The organism is Erythrobacter sp. K21-9, assembly GCF_055808355.1.
Genome location: NZ_CM147866.1, coordinates 989,591 through 1,004,951 on the forward strand (window position 1 = coordinate 989,591; position 15,361 = coordinate 1,004,951).

General features: G+C 64.1%; 17 protein-coding genes and 1 tRNA gene. 6 read left to right on the forward strand and 12 right to left on the reverse strand.

Going from position 1 to position 15,361, the window contains the following annotated elements; translation table 11 throughout:
• Positions 1 to 6: 6 nt before the first annotated feature.
• Positions 7 to 399 carry a RidA family protein gene (locus AC0L39_RS04955; protein WP_473261221.1) on the forward strand — a complete coding sequence of 131 codons (393 nt, stop codon included), beginning with the start codon at positions 7 to 9 and terminating at the stop codon, positions 397 to 399.
• Here AC0L39_RS04955 and AC0L39_RS04960 read toward each other — a convergent pair.
• Entirely contained in the window at positions 396 to 1,385 is a 990-nt protein-coding gene (locus AC0L39_RS04960; RefSeq protein ID WP_473261223.1) for an alpha/beta hydrolase, read from the reverse strand. The two genes, AC0L39_RS04955 and AC0L39_RS04960, sit on opposite strands and share 4 nt — an antisense overlap.
• Positions 1,386 to 1,650: 265 nt before the next feature.
• Here AC0L39_RS04960 and AC0L39_RS04965 point away from each other — a divergent pair, with 265 nt between their 5' ends.
• Entirely contained in the window at positions 1,651 to 2,940 is a 1,290-nt protein-coding gene (locus AC0L39_RS04965) for an adenylosuccinate synthase (RefSeq protein ID WP_473261225.1), read from the forward strand.
• A gap of 23 nt (positions 2,941 to 2,963) precedes the next feature.
• Positions 2,964 to 3,542 carry a L,D-transpeptidase family protein gene (locus AC0L39_RS04970; RefSeq protein WP_473261227.1) on the forward strand — a complete coding sequence of 193 codons (579 nt, stop codon included), beginning with the start codon at positions 2,964 to 2,966 and terminating at the stop codon, positions 3,540 to 3,542.
• On the opposite strand, the gene AC0L39_RS04975 is transcribed toward AC0L39_RS04970, so the two are convergent.
• Both AC0L39_RS04975 and AC0L39_RS04980 read right to left on the reverse strand, forming a co-directional pair.
• Positions 3,539 to 3,931 carry a DUF6768 family protein gene (locus AC0L39_RS04975; protein WP_473261228.1) on the reverse strand — a complete coding sequence of 131 codons (393 nt, stop codon included), beginning with the start codon at positions 3,929 to 3,931 and terminating at the stop codon, positions 3,539 to 3,541. The two genes, AC0L39_RS04970 and AC0L39_RS04975, sit on opposite strands and share 4 nt — an antisense overlap.
• Positions 3,928 to 4,503 carry an RNA polymerase sigma factor gene (locus AC0L39_RS04980; protein WP_473261230.1) on the reverse strand — a complete coding sequence of 192 codons (576 nt, stop codon included), beginning with the start codon at positions 4,501 to 4,503 and terminating at the stop codon, positions 3,928 to 3,930. The genes AC0L39_RS04975 and AC0L39_RS04980 overlap by 4 nt, the downstream gene beginning before the upstream one ends.
• Before the next feature lie 128 nt (positions 4,504 to 4,631).
• On the opposite strand from AC0L39_RS04980, the gene AC0L39_RS04985 reads away from it, so the two are divergent.
• Complete coding sequence (locus tag AC0L39_RS04985; protein ID WP_473261232.1) at positions 4,632 to 5,609, forward strand: MarR family transcriptional regulator; 978 nt, start codon at positions 4,632 to 4,634, stop codon at positions 5,607 to 5,609.
• Here the strand turns inward: AC0L39_RS04985 and AC0L39_RS04990 are convergent.
• Genes AC0L39_RS04990 through argH form a run of 4 tightly spaced genes read right to left on the reverse strand, consistent with a single transcriptional unit; the run spans position 5,606 to position 9,379 of the window.
• Positions 5,606 to 6,487, reverse strand: coding sequence for a precorrin-2 dehydrogenase/sirohydrochlorin ferrochelatase family protein (locus AC0L39_RS04990; protein WP_473261234.1), 882 nt, complete (start codon positions 6,485 to 6,487; stop codon positions 5,606 to 5,608). The genes AC0L39_RS04985 and AC0L39_RS04990 overlap by 4 nt on opposite strands.
• A gap of 7 nt (positions 6,488 to 6,494) precedes the next feature.
• Complete coding sequence (gene lysA, locus AC0L39_RS04995) at positions 6,495 to 7,754, reverse strand: diaminopimelate decarboxylase (RefSeq protein WP_473261236.1); 1,260 nt, start codon at positions 7,752 to 7,754, stop codon at positions 6,495 to 6,497.
• Between the two features lie 12 nt (positions 7,755 to 7,766).
• Entirely contained in the window at positions 7,767 to 8,003 is a 237-nt protein-coding gene (locus tag AC0L39_RS05000; RefSeq protein WP_473262274.1) for a hypothetical protein, read from the reverse strand.
• A complete protein-coding gene (gene argH, locus AC0L39_RS05005; RefSeq protein WP_473262275.1) occupies positions 8,003 to 9,379 on the reverse strand; it encodes an argininosuccinate lyase in 1,377 nt (458 codons plus the stop codon). The genes AC0L39_RS05000 and argH overlap by 1 nt, the downstream gene beginning before the upstream one ends.
• Positions 9,380 to 9,419: 40 nt before the next feature.
• On the opposite strand from argH, the gene AC0L39_RS05010 reads away from it, so the two are divergent.
• On the forward strand, positions 9,420 to 10,019 hold the full coding sequence (locus AC0L39_RS05010; protein ID WP_473261238.1) for a TlpA family protein disulfide reductase: 600 nt from the start codon (positions 9,420 to 9,422) through the stop codon (positions 10,017 to 10,019).
• Here AC0L39_RS05010 and AC0L39_RS05015 read toward each other — a convergent pair.
• A complete protein-coding gene (locus AC0L39_RS05015) occupies positions 9,977 to 11,236 on the reverse strand; it encodes an FAD-dependent oxidoreductase (RefSeq protein WP_473261240.1) in 1,260 nt (419 codons plus the stop codon). The genes AC0L39_RS05010 and AC0L39_RS05015 overlap by 43 nt on opposite strands.
• A gap of 105 nt (positions 11,237 to 11,341) precedes the next feature.
• Positions 11,342 to 11,417 (reverse strand) — tRNA-Val (locus AC0L39_RS05020).
• A 109-nt stretch (positions 11,418 to 11,526) separates the two neighbouring features.
• On the opposite strand from AC0L39_RS05020, the gene AC0L39_RS05025 reads away from it, so the two are divergent.
• A complete protein-coding gene (locus AC0L39_RS05025) occupies positions 11,527 to 12,513 on the forward strand; it encodes an asparaginase (RefSeq protein ID WP_473261242.1) in 987 nt (328 codons plus the stop codon).
• A 12-nt stretch (positions 12,514 to 12,525) separates the two neighbouring features.
• On the opposite strand, the gene AC0L39_RS05030 is transcribed toward AC0L39_RS05025, so the two are convergent.
• From AC0L39_RS05030 to fmt, 3 genes are read right to left on the reverse strand one after another with little or no spacing between them, the layout of a single operon-like run.
• Positions 12,526 to 13,638 (reverse strand): zinc-binding dehydrogenase, encoded by a 1,113-nt coding sequence (locus AC0L39_RS05030; protein ID WP_473261244.1) that lies wholly within the window; start codon positions 13,636 to 13,638, stop codon positions 12,526 to 12,528.
• Positions 13,635 to 14,423, reverse strand: a complete 789-nt coding sequence (gene truA / locus AC0L39_RS05035) for a tRNA pseudouridine(38-40) synthase TruA (protein ID WP_473261246.1) — start codon at positions 14,421 to 14,423, stop codon at positions 13,635 to 13,637. Before truA ends, AC0L39_RS05030 begins: the two co-directional genes overlap by 4 nt.
• Entirely contained in the window at positions 14,420 to 15,337 is a 918-nt protein-coding gene (fmt, locus tag AC0L39_RS05040) for a methionyl-tRNA formyltransferase (RefSeq protein WP_473261248.1), read from the reverse strand. Before fmt ends, truA begins: the two co-directional genes overlap by 4 nt.
• Positions 15,338 to 15,361 lie beyond the last annotated feature (24 nt).

The window sequence follows — 15,361 nt, forward strand, 5'->3', positions numbered from 1 at the left end:
TCGTCGATGAGTGAAAAGCCGGTTGCCATATCGATCGATCCCGACCCGCTCGAACCCTATGCACTTGCGCCCGCGTGGCGTGTGGGCGATCTCGTATTTCTCTCAGGGCAGGCGGCGATAGCCGAGGACGGCTCGATTGTCGGCGAGGATGATTTCGACCTGCAACTCGGTCAGACGCTCGCCAATATCGAGCGCGTGCTCGAGGCGGCGGGCAGCGATATGTCGAAAATCGTGAAGGTCACGATATACCTCACCGACATGGCGAACTTTCCTAAGATCGTCGACGCGCGCAAGAAGCACTTCACCCCGCCATACCCGGCGGACACCACGGTCGAGGTGACCGGGCTGGCGCTGCCCGAACTGATGGTCGAGATCGACGTTATAGCAAGCGCCGCCTAGCTGAAAAGCTGCGCCAGGAATTCATCGATCAATATTGTCGCGGGATCGCCCGGCGCGCCCAATTCGCGATTGAGCCGCCCATGATCGGTGCCTTCGATAGGCAGCGCTTCTGCCATCGCCCCGGCATCGCGCAGAGCGAGCGTAAGCGCGGCAGATTGCGTCTCCGATCGCGCGCGCTGTGCGACGTAGAGCAGCAACCAGTTGGGCGCGTCCGGCGCGCCAACATGGGTGACGGGCGAGAGCGCGCTATGGCGGGCGGGGTCGTCTCCGAAGACGTCGCTATACAGGTTCTTCGCGCTTCCCTCGGCATCTACGATGCTCTGGCCAATATCATATCCCGCCCCGTCGAGCAGGATCACGCCCCGGATCGCGCCGAAGGCATCGCCTGCATATTGCGGATCGGTGCTGACCAGCGCCGCAAGATGGGCGCCCGCGCTGTGGCCCATAACCGCGATCCTGTCCGGGTCGAAACCGATGGCGGAGGCCTGACCGCGCAGCGCCCGAAGCGCCGCGCCGATATCCTGCGCCTGGCTCTCCACCGGCGCATCGGGCATCACCCGGTATCCGGTCGAGGCGAAGTAGTAATTGTTCCCGGTGAAATGCGCAGGTTTCGATTGGACGAGCTTGTGATTTCCGAACGACCAGCCGCCGCCGTGGATGTGCAGGACAAGCGGCAATTCATCGACCGCCCCCTCCGGTTCGAAAACGTCGATCTGCTGGCGCTGGTGCTCGCCATAGAAAACGGTGCGGTCGGCGCGCACGGGCGCCTGCGGGACTGCGCCGGTACGCTCACCGCGCTGTCCGCCGCGTTGCTGCATGCGCGCGAAGGGCGCTCGCGCTGCTGTGCGAAAAGCGGCGCAGCGATCAGCGAAATAATGCCAGCGGCAGCAAGGGACTTGGACAGTCGGTTCATGCAGCGTCTCCTCATCGTGCGCCCAGATAACGCCGTTCTTGCCCGAACCCTTCGCCGTGCCAACAGATTTCATGTCGCAAACCGTATCGCTGCGGAAGCGAATTACCGCTTTCCTACTCGCACCCTGATGGTGCAGGCCCGGTGCAATGACACGTTACGCATTTCCCTGCGGCAATCCGCCTAAATCGACCGGTTTCAGGGCCGTTTTGACTGCTCAGACTTTTTTGCCCCTGAACACTGTCTCATGTGTCTCATGAATTGGGTCTGCAAACGGTTGCCCTAACCCTCCCAACCGCCTAGGCCCGCGCGGTTTGTTCACCCGGAAAGAAAGCTGATAAATGGCCAACGTCACCGTGATCGGCACCCAGTGGGGCGATGAGGGCAAGGGCAAGATCGTCGATTGGCTCGCCAGCCGCGCCGATGCCGTCGTCCGCTTCCAGGGCGGGCACAATGCCGGCCATACGCTGGTGATCGATGGGAAGGTCTTCAAACTCAGCCTGCTGCCCTCCGGCATTGTTTCGGGCACGATGAGCATGATCGGCAACGGCGTGGTGCTCGATCCGTGGGCGCTGCGCGACGAGGTCGAAAAGCTCGAAGGGCAGGGCGTGGTCATCAATGACGACAATCTCGCAATCGCCGACAATTGTGCGCTGATCCTGCCGATGCACCGCGACCTCGATGGCCTGCGCGAGACGGCGGCGGGCAAGGGCAAGATCGGCACGACCGGGCGCGGCATTGGCCCCGCTTACGAAGACAAGGTCGGACGCCGCGCGATCCGGGTGTGCGATCTCGCGCATCTCGACGATCTCGACCCCCAGCTCGACCGGCTGTGCGCGCACCACGATGCACTGCGCGCCGGGTTTGATCAGCCGCCGGTGGACCGCGAAGCGCTGCTGAACGAACTGCGCGACATCGCTGACTTCGTGCAGCGGTTTGCGCAACCGGTGTGGAAGCGGCTGAAGAAGGTGCGCAAGGCGGGCGCGAAGATCCTGTTCGAAGGCGCGCAGGGAGTGCTGCTCGACGTCGATCATGGCACCTATCCGTTTGTCACGAGCTCGAACACGGTCAGCGGCGCGGCGGCAGCGGGGAGCGGTCTGGGACCGAACTCGACCGGCTTCGTGCTCGGTATCGTGAAAGCCTATACGACGCGCGTGGGCTCAGGCCCGTTTCCGACCGAGCTCGATGACGACGTCGGCCAGCGGCTCGGCGAGCGCGGGCACGAATTCGGGACTGTCACCGGGCGTCAGCGCCGGGTCGGCTGGTTCGATGCGGTGATCGTGCGCCAGACCTGCGCGATCAGCGGCGTGACCGGCATAGCGTTTACCAAGATCGACGTGCTCGACGGGCTGGACACTGTGAAGATCTGCACCGGATACCGGCTGCGCGGGAACGTCTATGACTACCTGCCGAGCCATGCAGGCGAGCAGGCCGAGGTCGAGCCGATTTACGAGGAAATGGAAGGGTGGAGCGAAAGCACCGCAGGCGCGCGCAGCTTTGCCGACCTTCCCGCGAACGCGATCAAGTACATCCAGCGCGTGCAGGAACTGATCGAATGCCCGGTGGCGCTGGTCTCGACCAGCCCGGAACGCGACGACACGATCCTGATGCGCGATCCGTTTGTGGACTAGCGCGGGATTTGCGAGATCGGACAATGCGCGATATCCTGTGCGATATGAACCGCTTGCTCGCCTCGCTCCTGCTGCTCGTGCTCGCGGCCTGTGCTGCGCCGGGCAAACCGGTTGCCGAGGCCCCGCAGGCCGATCGCGGTGCGCAGCGGGCGATGACTGCTACGGCCCCGGTGAGCGCGCCGCTGGTCGCGGACTACCTCCTCGTCGACAAGTCCGAACGCCTGTTGATCGCCTATCAGGATGGCAAGCCGATCCGCGCCTATCGCGGGCTGAGCTTTGGCGATGCTCCGGCTGGGCACAAGCGCTTTGAAGGGGATGAGCGCACGCCGGAGGGGCTCTACACCATCGACAGGCGCAATCCGCGCAGCAGTTACCACCTGTCGCTCGGCATCTCCTACCCGAATGCAAGCGACCGGGCCTTTGCCGCGCGGTATGGCCGCAGCGCGGGCGGAGACATCTTCATCCACGGCCAGCCAACCGGCTATCGCGGACCGCCGCTGCAAGGCGACTGGACCGATGGTTGCATCGCTCTCACCAACGCCGAGATCGAGGAGCTGTGGCGCATCGTGCCCGACGGGACGCCCATCGAGATCCGCGCCTAGTCCTGCTGATGCTTGCCCTCGCTGAGCAGCGCTACCTGCACCTGCAGCCGCTTCACCTCGCGCAGGACAGTGAGCATGTTCATGCGGGCGAACATCCACTCTTTCAGAAAGCCCTGCATGATCAGTAGGCCAATCGTCGTAAGCCCCCAGCCCAGCATAGCGTCGGTGCCATCGGAAGTGACCGCGCGGTAGAAACAATAGGCCAGGCCGATACCGATCACGATAGCTATGGCAAAGCTGAAGCGCGCCCAGCCGCCCAGCGGTCCGTGCCAGCTATCGCCGATCTGCTGAAACATCCCGCGATCTTCATCGAGGCTGGCGAGAAACGCGTGGTCGTCGCTTCCCAGCGCTTCGGCGATACGGGCGTCGGTTGGGTTGGGGTTGCTCATGGCAAGTCTCCTGAGGTTGGTTCGGAAAGCGCCACCTTGAGTTTGCGGCGCGCGTGAAACAGGCGGCTTTTGGCCGTTCCTGTCGGGATGTCTTGGACTGCTGCAATCTCGGCGAGGGTCAGGCCCTCGACGAAGTGAAGGTGCGCGGCAAAGCGTTGATCAGGAGGCAGTGCGGCAAAGGCCTGGTTCAGCGCCAGTGCCTCGTCCGCCTGCGGATCGAGCGATGGTTCCGGCGAATTGGCCGCTCCGTCTTCGAGCTTCCGGCGGCGGATGGCGCCGCGCAAATGATCGGCGCCGCGACGATGCAGGATCGCAAAGGCAAAGCTGCGGAACCGCGCAGGATCGCGCAGACTAGCAATCCCCTTCCAGATGCCGATCCAGCATTCCTGCGTGAGATCGCGCGCAAGGTCGGCATCTCCGGTGAAACGGTAGGCTGCGCGGGTCAGCCGGGTGTTCCAGCGCATATGGAGTTTGTCCAGCGCGCGCCGGTCGCCCTGCTGCACCATCACGACGAGCAATTCGTCAAACAGAACGCCTGCCTTGGGCGCGGAAAGGTTGGAATTGCCGCTCATTACAAAGGTAGTCGGGCAATAGGCGCAAATGGTTCAATCGCGATGTCGGAAATTACGCAAATTGCACGATATCCTTGACCTGATCCTGCTTTGTTCTACTCTCGTTCTCAATTGAAGGAGGCGATTCGATGAGTAACGCGGGGCAAATGGATGGCGATTTCAGCTACGATGTGGCGCGGGATTCCGCCGGCTTGCCAGCACGTGTCGCGATTTTCGCGGACCGTCCGCGAATGCGCGAAGAGATTGCGCAGGACATGGCAGGCGCGGGCTTTCGCACGGTCGATGGCGGTGAGATCGCCGCCCTGCTCGACGGCCCGATTACCCTGCTCGGCGATGTGGTGATGATCGATTGTCCTGTGCTCGATGGCCGCGGGCTCGCCTCTCTGGCGCGGCTGGACATGCGGGTTTCGCGCGCCGGAGCGCAGCTGGTGGTATCGACTTCGCTCGATGCGCTTGACGACGTGTTCGCCGCGCTCGACCAGTCGCATCCGCAGATACTGGTGCAGCCGAGCCGGGCCGAGCGGATTGTCGCTGTGGGCCGGGTGCTCGCCGACATCGGGGGCAGCCGCGCGCGCGAAATGAGCGACGATGACCGGCTCAGCCTGATGAAGCTTGCCCAGCAGGTCGAAAACATCGCGCACAAGCTGGAAGGACTGTCGGACAGTCCCGGCCACGCAGGGTCTTACACGCCCGCTTCGGAGGGCGACCTGGTCAATCCGGTTTCGCCAACACACCTGTATGATGCCGCGCACCCTCCGCTTCCTGATCCGCGCCTCGTGCGCCAGATGCTTGCCGCGCGGCAGGCCCGCGCGCGCTTTTTCGAAGGCGAACTGTTCGCCGATCCGGCGTGGGACATGCTGCTGGACCTGACAGCGGCGCATTCGGAGCACAAGCGCGTGTCCGTAACGTCGCTTTGTATTGCCGCAGGCGTTCCGGCAACCACGGCGCTGCGCTGGGTCAAACAGATGGTCGATAGCGGGATCTTCGAACGGATCGCTGATAGTTCGGACAAGCGGCGCGCCTTCATTGCGCTTAGCGAACGGTCTGTCGAGGCTATGGCGCGCTATTTTGCCGAGGTCGAGATTCCGCTGGCGCAGGCGGCCTAGTCTGGCGCGCGTTCAGCCTCGCCGGTCCAGCGCAGGATTACTGTGAGGCGGGCGTCTCCCGAGAGTTCACTGGATTGCTGACACTGCGCAGGGCCGCCAGCCGCGCGCGCGGCCCGGCAATCGGCCCGGTCGCACACGAACCGCTGCGCATCGGCGCGGGCGCGGGCGAGGATTGCGGGCGGAACCGCGCCATCGCTGCACACCGCATCGGCCTCTCCCAGCATACGCGACTGCCTGATCGTGAGGTCTTCCGGATCGCCGCTGCCGATGGCAAATTCCGCCGTTTCGCTGGGCGCATCGCCAAATTCGCCGCGCGACCATGGCTCGACCCGGTCGGCAGAGGCAGGGTCGAGCGGATCGAGCGGTCCGCCCTCACGCAGGCCCGCATCGATCGCTCGGCGTCGTTCGCCGCCATCGGGGAGGCGCTCTCTCAGAAGCAGCCGGGCGCTCTTGAGCGCATTGGCTAGGCTCCCGAGGGATTGCGGCAGGAGACGCTCCAATCGTAGCCGGACATGCTTGGCAAGCCCTGCCGAAGCGCCGCCGGTTCCCACCGCGATCAGCAGCGGATCGCGGTCGAGGATGCTTGGAGTGGTAAAATCACACAGGTCGGGCCGGTCGACCACGTTCACCAGCATCCCTGCGCAGCGCAGATTGATCGCCGCCGCCTCGCATGCATTCGCATCCTCATAGGCGACGAAGGCAATCCGCACGCCCTCATCGACCGCGCGTTGAATGTCGCCAACGATCATACCGCCCGCGCGCTCCACCAGGCGGCGCTTTGGCTCCGCTGCGTCCCCTTCGCCCAGCACCAGCACCTTCTGCCCGGCGATCTGGTGGAACAGTGGCAGGCTGGCCAGCTCAGGCGTCCTTGCGCTCATCGCAGCGTCAGGCGAGCCATTCCGGCACGCGCTCCGCATCCATGATCGAGCCTGCATCGATCCGGTCGGCGACGACAGCGAACTTGTCGCCGTCAACCAGCACCTCGGCGACGAAGCCGCGCGAATTGTAGCTCGATGCCATCGTCGCGCCATACGCCCCGGCGGTGCGGAACACTGCCAGGTCTCCGCCTTCGAGATGGTCGCATTCGCGGCCCATCGCGAAGGTGTCGCCGGTCTCGCAAATCGGGCCGACAATGTTCGCGGTCATGTCCGCACCGCTGGGTTCGACCGCTTCGAAATGGTGGTATGCGCCGTAGAGCGCCGGGCGGGCGAGGTCGTTCATCGCTGCATCCACGATCACGAAGGGATGGTTGAGCCCGCGCTTCACCCGCACCACGCGCGTCAGCAGCACGCCGGCATTGCCCGCGATCACGCGGCCCGGCTCGAAAATGAGCGAGACGTCCCAGTTCTTCGTTACCCGCGCGACCATCGCGCCGTATTCGGCGGGCGAGGGCAGTTGCTCGCCGCGCTTGTACGGCACGCCAAGTCCGCCGCCCAGATCGACATGGCTGATCGTGTGCCCCGCACCGCGCAGCGCCTTGACCAGAGCGCCGAGCTTTTCAAAGGCGCTTTCGAGCGGCGCAAGCTCGCCCAACTGGCTGCCGATATGGACCGCAACGCCGCGCAGCTTTACGCTCGGCTGGCCTGCAAGCTTGCCGAAGATCTGGCCCGCCTGGTCGATCGGCACGCCGAACTTGTTGTCCGCCTTGCCGGTCGAAATCTTGTCATGCGCGCCCGCATCGACATCCGGGTTGATCCGCAGCGCGCATTGCGCGGTCTTGCCTATTCTTGCGGCAATCTCGGCGAGTTCGAGCCCCTCTTCCTCACTCTCGATATTGAATTGGCCGATCCCGGCTTCGAGCGCTTGCTCTAGCTCGCGCGCGGTCTTGCCCACACCGGAAAAGACGATTTTCTCCGGAGCCATACCGGCAGCCAGCGCGCGGCGCATCTCGCCCACGGACACGCAATCCGCTCCGTAACCCTGGCGTTGCAACACCTTGAGCACGGCAAGATTGGGGTTCGACTTGACCGCAAACGCGATCAGCTTGTCCGGCAGATCGTCCAAAGCCTCGCGAAAAACGCGGGCATGACGTTCCAGAGTGGCGCGAGAATAGACGTAGACCGGCGCGCCGACCTCGCCCGCGATGCGCGGCAGGGGAACGTCCTCGGCGCGCATCACGCCGTCCTTCAGGGCAAAGTGATCCACGGCTTCTCTCGTCTATTCGGGGGGAAGATCGAACGGATCGTCTTCGCGTTCTTCGCTGCGGCGGCGCAGTTCCACGCTGCGTTCGGGCGCGGCGAGCGCGTCGAGTTCGAGCAATTCCTCGGCCGTACGCTGATCAGCTGCGCCGTAGGGAGCGACCGGCAGGCTCGCGCCTTCGGGCGGGGCGAGCTGCGCGCGCGAACCGCACGCGGCGAGCGCCAGTCCCAATCCAAACAGCAGGGCATTCCGCATCATTCGTCCATTCCAAGCTCTGCGCGCGCGCGCTTAACCTGACTACGTACCTGCTCGGGCGCGGTTCCGCCATAGCTTGCGCGCGAAGCGACCGAGGCATCGACGCTGAGCGCATCGAACACGCGGCTGTCGATCTTGCCGTCGATCCCCTGCAGGTCTTCGAGCGGCAATTCGTCGAGGGCGACGCCGCGCTTTTCCGCCAGCTTCACAGCTGAACCGGTAATGTGATGCGCCTCGCGGAAAGGGATGTCGGCCTCGGTCACCAGCCAGTCGGCAAGGTCGGTCGCGGTGGCATAACCAAGCTGAGCCGCCTCACGCATCCGGGCGGTGTTGAAGGTGCTGTCGGCGATCATCCCGGTGGTTGCCGCGATGCTCAGCGCCATCAGGCCGGCGGCCTCGAAAACAGGCGGTTTATCGTCCTGCATGTCCTTGGAATAGGCGAGCGGCAGGCCCTTCATCGTGATCATCAGCGCGGTGTGGCATCCGATAACCCGTCCCGCATGGCCGCGGACAAGCTCGGCGGCGTCGGGGTTCTTCTTTTGCGGCATGATCGAGCTGCCGGTGGACAGCGTGTCGGGCATCCGCACAAAGCCGTATGGCTGGCTCGCCCAGATGATAAGCTCTTCCGCCAGGCGCGACAGGTGGAGGGCGGTGACGCTCGCTGCATAGAGGTAATCCATTGCGAAATCGCGGTCGGATACGGCGTCGAGCGAGTTTGCGGTGGGCCGCTCGAACCCCAGCGCCTGTGCGGTCATGTCGCGGTCGATGGGAAAGCCCGTCCCCGCCAGCGCCGCCGATCCGAGCGGGCTTTCATTCAGCCGCGCGCGGGCATCCGACAGTCTTGAACGGTCGCGCCGTAACATCTCGTAATAGGCCATCAGGTGGTGGCCGAGCGTCACTGGCTGCGCGGTCTGGAGGTGGGTGAAGCCGGGCATGATGCTGGCCGCATGTTCCTCGGCGCGGAACACCAGTTCGCCTTGCAAGGCTTCGAGGCCGTGATCCATCTGGTCGATTGCCTCGCGCACCCAAAGGCGGAAATCGGTCGCCACCTGGTCGTTGCGGCTGCGCGCTGTATGGAGCCGTCCGGCAGCGGGACCGATCAATTCGGCGAGCCGCGCTTCGGTGGTCATGTGGATGTCCTCGAGGTCCCAGTCCTCGGGAACTCCGCCCATCTCGTATTCGGAGGCGATCTGCGAAAGGCCGTCTTCGATCGTCTTTGCGTCGGTGCCGCTGACGATCCCTTGCCTGGCGAGCATCGACACATGCGCTTTGCTCGCGGCGATGTCCTGCCGCCACAGCGCCTTGTCGAACGGGATCGAGGCATTGATTTCGCGCATGATCGCGCTAGGCCCTTCGGCGAACCTTCCACCCCACATCGTATTGGATTGGGTGCTGGAACTGTCTGGAGAGTCGCTCATGATCCGCTTTTCACTCGTTCTCGCCGTCTCGGCGCTTGCCCTGAGCGGCTGCGATAGTGCGCCAGAGGAAACAGCGCAACGCGGTAACGAGAGCGCCGCTGCGGCAGAAGCGCCAGGCCCGCCGCCGCTGCCCGGCCAGATCGTGCGGTTCAAGGCGGGGACCGAAATGCCCGATCTGACCTTCACCGATCCAGATGGCGCCGAACTCAGGCTCACCGATCTCAAGGGCACGCCGGTCCTGCTCAACCTGTGGGCGACGTGGTGCGCGCCCTGCGTGATCGAGATGCCAACGCTGGATGCGCTCGCGGCGCAATTGGGCGATGACGTCAAGGTGCTCACCGTGAGCCAGGATGTGCGCGGGGCCGAGGTGGTCGCGCCATTCTTCGCCCAGCGCGACTTTGCCAATCTCGAACAATGGCTGGACGAGGACGCAGACCTGTCTGCTGCGCTCAATGAAAGCGGGCTGATGCCGCTCACCATCCTGTTCGATGCCGAGGGCAGGGAATTGCTGCGGGTTGCGGGCGGCTATGAATGGGACAGCGAGGAAGCGGTCGCTCAGATTTCCGAGGCCATCGCTTCGCCTGCCAGCGCCGAGTAATCGGGCGGGGCAAGGCCAAGCGGGGCGAGCGGGAAGCCGAACAGGCCGCTCATCAGCTGCGCTTGTATTTTCGATGCCGGCCATAGCTGCGAAAGCGGTGCGAGCAGCCGGTCGCGCAGCGCCGGGTGCCACGACGTGCTTGACTGGTAAAGCGGAGTGAACAGCGCGGTTATCCATTGATACAGCCACACGTGATCGCGCCTCCAGCCAACCGCGAGGCGAAGTTTCTCATCGAGGGTGCGTCCTTCGGCGAGGCCGCGCGCCAGACTCCACGCATCGAGCAGCGCCATATTCGCGCCTTGCCCAAGCTGCGGGCTGGCCGAGTGCCACGCATCGCCAATCGCGATCAACCGTTCAGCACGAGGGCGCTTGTGCGCGCGGTGGGCGTAGCGAGCAAAGGTCAGCTGATCCCGGCTGGTGATCCGGTCGAGCAGGACGGCGGTTTCCGGCCACAGCGCGCGCACCTCGTCCTTCCAGGCATCGAGCGGCATGTCCTGCCACGCAGCGTAATCCGAACGTTTCAGCGACCAGAAAAACGCGACCTCCGGGCTGGCCGCGTTTTTGCGCGCACCAATGGGCAGGACGCCCACCATCTGTGCCGCGCGGCGGTATCTCTGTTCAAGCAAATTGCCCGCGAACGGATCGTCCGGTCCGGTGGGCAGGCTCGCCCAGAGCGCGCCGAATTCAAGCACGCCCTTGGGTTCCTGGTCGAACACGGTGCGCCAGCCACTCGCATCGACCACGAGGTCGAATTCCGGTGAGCGTGATCCATCCTCGAAGACGACATGGCGGCCTTTCGGTCCCAATCCGGTTGCGTTGACCGTGCGCCCGGTCTCGATGGTGATGGTGCGCGCCTTCGCCGCCTCGAACAGGACGCCGAACAGGCTTGCCCGGTGGATGCCGATGCCGAATGCGTCTCTTAGCCCGAGCTTGTCATATGACGCATCGAGCACGAGCTTCCCATGCTCCTCAAGGCCGCGCAGCGCATCGATCCGCGCCCCGCGCCGGAAGATCTCTGCGCCGAGACCCAACCGTTCGAGCACCGCCATACCGCTGGGCTGGATCATCAGTCCGGAGCCGACTGGGCCGGGCTCGGCGAACCGATCGAAGATGGTAACGCTGTGACCCTGACGCTCAAGCAGCAGTGCAGCGGCGAGACCTGCCGGACCGCAGCCAGCAATAGCAATGGTCAGCGGCGCGTTGGTCAATGGCTCCATGCACCCGGTCTTGCAGGATCGCCCAGACGCGGTCGAGTGCATCCGGCGCGCAAACTGTGGAGCGCACCGCAACCGACCAGAATCAAGGCCATGACGGGAAATACGTGGTGGGCGATGACAGGCTCGAACTGCCGACCCTCTCGGTGTAAACGAGATGCTCTACCAACTGAGCTAATCGCCCCAACCACGCTCGCCCTTGTACGGGCGGGAGAGCGCTATCTAGCGGCTAAAACTTCAAAATCAATCGCTGATATGGTGGAAACGGCATCGCGGCGCTAAAGGCTGGCCGTATGAACGCGCCCCATCTCCTCGTCCTCGCCACGGGCGGAACCATCGCCGGTATCGCCGGCTCTGCCACACGGCACGATTACCGGCCCGGCCAGATCGGAATCGCGGACTGGCTTGATCAGGTGTCCGAATTCGGGCTTCCCGCTAGGCTGACGGGAAAGCAGATCGCCAATATCGGATCGGAGGATGTCGGCCCAGCTATCTGGAGCAAGTTACACGCGGAAATCACCGCCGCGATGGCGGATGAGGCGGTGGACGGCATCGTTATTACTCACGGAACCGATACTGCAGAGGAAACCGCCTTCCTGCTGGACCTGACGCTGCCTGCGACCAAGCCGGTCGTGCTGGTCGGAGCGATGCGACCTGCGGACGTGGTTGGCAGCGACGGAATGCGCAACTTCGTCAACGCGGTGCGCGTCGCGGGCGATCCGGGCGCAAGCGGGCGCGGGGTGCTGGTGGTGATGGGCGACCGGGTGCTGGCGGCGCGCGATGTCCGCAAGGTCCGCACGCGCGGCACCGACGATGCGTTTCGCGGCTTCCCGCGCGGAGGCATCGCGCTGGTCACGCCGAGTGCGCTCGAATGGTTCGGCAATCCGTGGCGTGAAGGCGAGGGCGCGCGGTTCACCTACTGCGAAGACCTGCCCGAAGTGGAAATCCTCTACATCGCCGCCGGGATCGAGCCTGAGCTCGTCGACCGCATTATCGGAGGCACCGCCGAGGGCATCATCGTCGCCGGCGCCGGGGAGGGAAACATGCCCGAAGCCGTGCGGCAACGCTTGGCCGAACACGCGGAGAAAGGCGTCGTGGTCGTGCGCGCCAGCCGCGTCGATGAAGGGTTGGTCGACCGCGAAGAGGGCGAGGATGACGCCAACCGCTTCGTCGCGGCGCGCGCATTGAATCCGCAGAAATCGCGCATCCTGCTGAAGCTGTTGCTGGCCGAGGGGGAAAGCGACCTGGCAGTGATCCAGGCCGCTTTCGATAATCCCTGATTACTTTCCTGATCAGGCCCAGGGCGTGACCAGATACTTCTCGCCGGTTTTCATCTGGCGATAATCTGTGATCGCGTCCTTGGTCAGCATTTCTTCGAGATTGACCTTCGCCTTGTAATGCGAGGCGAATGTCGTGGTCAGGTTCTGCTGCACGCGGGTGCGCATCTTTACGACCGTCTCCATTCCGACCTTCTGAAGGAACGGGGTCAGCAGCCAGCCCGAAACGGTCCATTGCAGGCCGTAGCTCGGCGTCAGGATCGTCGGGCCGAGGTCGAGCCGCCCGTACATGTACATCTTCTTGTCCTGATTGGAGCCGTAGCGCGAATATTCGTCCATCTGCGAGGCTGCGACCTGTTCCATCGCCTTGAGCACATGGTCGGTGTTCTGCCCGCCGCCGATCGGATCGAAGCCTAGGAATGCGCCGGTCTCGGTGATCGCGGTGCGCAGCTGCTTCATGTAATCATCGTCCGACGAGTTCACGACATATTGCGCGCCAAGACCTTTCAGCAGATCGACATGGTCCTGCTTGCGCACGATATTGACGATCTTCATCCCGTCCTCGAGCGCGATCTTGTTGAGCATCTGGCCGAGGTTCGACGCCGCGGCGAGGTGGATGATCGCATCGTGGCCTTCCATCTTCGCGGTCTCGACAAATCCGAGCGCGGTCATCGGATTGACGAAACTGGACGCGCCAACCTCGGATGAATGATCGCCCAGCGGCAGGCACATCATCGCATCGGCGATAGCGTACTGGCTGAAGGCATTGCCGGGAACGCAGGCGACCCGCTGGCCCATCAGCGCCTTGGCCATGTCGCTGTCGCCGGTCGCGACAACTTCGCCAGCACCTTCGTTACCGGCGGGCAGGCGCTGTCCGTGGCGGTTCTTCTGGCCTGAAAGGAACGGCTCAGGCATGTCGGCGACGACCTTGCCGTCCGAATAGTCGGCATTGTCGAAATCGGCGGCGCTGGTGAGGATCGCGAGGTCGGACGGGTTGATCGGCGCGGCCTCCATCTTGACCAGCACCTGGTTTCCAGTAGGCTGCGGGAAGCTCTCCTCGCTAATTTCTAGAATGAGTTTCCCGTCTGCGCTGAGCGTGGTGAAAAGCTGCTTGCCTGTAGTGGTCATGATTGTTCCTCTCCTGAGTCGGGATATGCTGTATCTGGATATTGGGCCTCGACGAAGTAGAGGCCATAGGGCGGGGCGTTAAGCCCTAATTGCTGGCGGTCGCGCGCCTCGAGTGCCTTGGCGACCTGATCGACCTCCCACGTGCCTGCGCCGACGAATTTGAGGCATCCGACCATCGATCTGACCTGGTGGTGAAGGAAGCTGCGCGCTTCGGCGTGAATATGTATCTCGGGCCCGAAAGTGCTCGACGCGCGCACGACTTCGAGCCTGTCGAGCGTTTTCACGGGGTCCTTTGCCTGGCATTTGACCGAGCGGAAGGTCGTGAAATCGTGCTCTCCGACCAGAGATCTTGAGGCGCGCTGCATCGCTTCGATATCGAGTTCGGGTGCAACCTGCCATGCGCGGTTCTTTGCCAGCGCAAGCGGCGCGCGGCGATTGACGATGCGGTAGAGATACTTGCGCCCTTCACACGAAAAACGTGCATGCCAATCCTCGGGCACGACCTCGCAATGATTCACCGCGATGGGCTGGGGGCGCAGATGGGCGTTGATCGCCTCCATTAGGCGGAACGGCGTGATGTCCCGCTCCAGATCGACATGGCTGCGCATGGCAAGCGCATGGACACCGGCATCGGTGCGGTCGGCGCTGTTCAACGTTGGATTTTCACCCGTGATGGCGTGCAGCGCATCTTCGATCGCCTGCTGCACGCTCGGCCCGTGCTTCTGCCGCTGGAGACCCTGGTATGGCGTGCCGTCAAACTCGTATGTGAGTGCAAAGCGGGTCAAGACAGCGTCGTCCCCGCCGAGAGCGCTCGCCCGCGCAGGAAATCGGCGCGGTCCATGACCGGTTTGCCCGCGCGTTGCAGCCGCAGGGGGCGGATCGCGCCGTCTCCGCAGGCAATCGCAAGATCATCGTCCAGCACTGTGCCCGGATCGCCCGAGCCGTCGCAGCCTTCCGCCTTGAGCAGCTTGATGCGCTCCCCTTCGTATTCGAACCATGCGCCCGGAAACGGGGCGAGGCCGTGGATATGGCGCACCAGTTCGCCCGCAGGCCGCGCCCAGTCGATCCGTGCCTCGGCCTTGTCGATCTTGGACGCGTAGGTCGCGTGCGTGTCGTCCTGAGGCTGCGGGGCGTAGCCATCGAGGTCGGCCAGCACCTCGACCATGGCGCTCGCTCCCAATTCTGCGAGCTCTTCGGTCAGTTCGCCGGTCGTCTTGTCGTTCACCGGCGTGTGCACGATGTGCAGCATCGGCCCGGTGTCTAGGCCTGCTTCCATCTGCATGATCGTGACGCCCGTCTCCTCATCCCCCGCCATGACCGCGCGGTGGATCGGCGCGGCTCCGCGCCAACGCGGCAGGATCGAGGCGTGGATGTTGAGGCAGCCGTGTTTCGGCGCGTCGAGGATCGCTTGCGGCAGGATCAATCCATAGGCGGCGACCACTGCAACGTCGGCTTCGAGCGCAGCGAATTCGGCCTGCGCTTCCTCGCCCTTCAGCGATTTGGGAGAGCGAACCGGTATGCCCAAAGCCTCGGCCTGCGCTTGCACAGGGGAGGGACGCAGCTTCTTGCCCCGACCCGCCGGACGCGGCGGCTGGGTGTAGGCGCATGCAATTTCGTGTCCCGCATCTTGCCCCCATTCGTGCAGGGCGACGAGCGCTGGCACGGCAAAATCCGGCGTTCCCATGAATATTATGCGCATGACGGTGCTTGCGGGCCTTTCTCG

Coding starts and splice junctions, on each gene's coding strand:
- AC0L39_RS04960 (WP_473261223.1), bottom strand. CDS start 1,385: ATGAAATCTGTTGGCACGGCGAAGGGTTCGGGCAAGAACGGCGTTATC.
- AC0L39_RS05000 (WP_473262274.1), bottom strand. CDS start 8,003: ATGCGGAATGCCCTGCTGTTTGGATTGGGACTGGCGCTCGCCGCGTGC.
- AC0L39_RS04980 (WP_473261230.1), bottom strand. CDS start 4,503: ATGAGCGGCAATTCCAACCTTTCCGCGCCCAAGGCAGGCGTTCTGTTT.
- argH (WP_473262275.1), bottom strand. CDS start 9,379: ATGTGGGGTGGAAGGTTCGCCGAAGGGCCTAGCGCGATCATGCGCGAA.
- AC0L39_RS05015 (WP_473261240.1), bottom strand. CDS start 11,236: ATGGAGCCATTGACCAACGCGCCGCTGACCATTGCTATTGCTGGCTGC.
- AC0L39_RS04965 (WP_473261225.1), top strand. CDS start 1,651: ATGGCCAACGTCACCGTGATCGGCACCCAGTGGGGCGATGAGGGCAAG.
- AC0L39_RS05010 (WP_473261238.1), top strand. CDS start 9,420: ATGATCCGCTTTTCACTCGTTCTCGCCGTCTCGGCGCTTGCCCTGAGC.
- AC0L39_RS05025 (WP_473261242.1), top strand. CDS start 11,527: ATGAACGCGCCCCATCTCCTCGTCCTCGCCACGGGCGGAACCATCGCC.
- AC0L39_RS04970 (WP_473261227.1), top strand. CDS start 2,964: ATGCGCGATATCCTGTGCGATATGAACCGCTTGCTCGCCTCGCTCCTG.
- fmt (WP_473261248.1), bottom strand. CDS start 15,337: ATGCGCATAATATTCATGGGAACGCCGGATTTTGCCGTGCCAGCGCTC.
- AC0L39_RS05030 (WP_473261244.1), bottom strand. CDS start 13,638: ATGACCACTACAGGCAAGCAGCTTTTCACCACGCTCAGCGCAGACGGG.
- AC0L39_RS04955 (WP_473261221.1), top strand. CDS start 7: ATGAGTGAAAAGCCGGTTGCCATATCGATCGATCCCGACCCGCTCGAA.
- AC0L39_RS04975 (WP_473261228.1), bottom strand. CDS start 3,931: ATGAGCAACCCCAACCCAACCGACGCCCGTATCGCCGAAGCGCTGGGA.
- AC0L39_RS04990 (WP_473261234.1), bottom strand. CDS start 6,487: ATGAGCGCAAGGACGCCTGAGCTGGCCAGCCTGCCACTGTTCCACCAG.
- AC0L39_RS04985 (WP_473261232.1), top strand. CDS start 4,632: ATGAGTAACGCGGGGCAAATGGATGGCGATTTCAGCTACGATGTGGCG.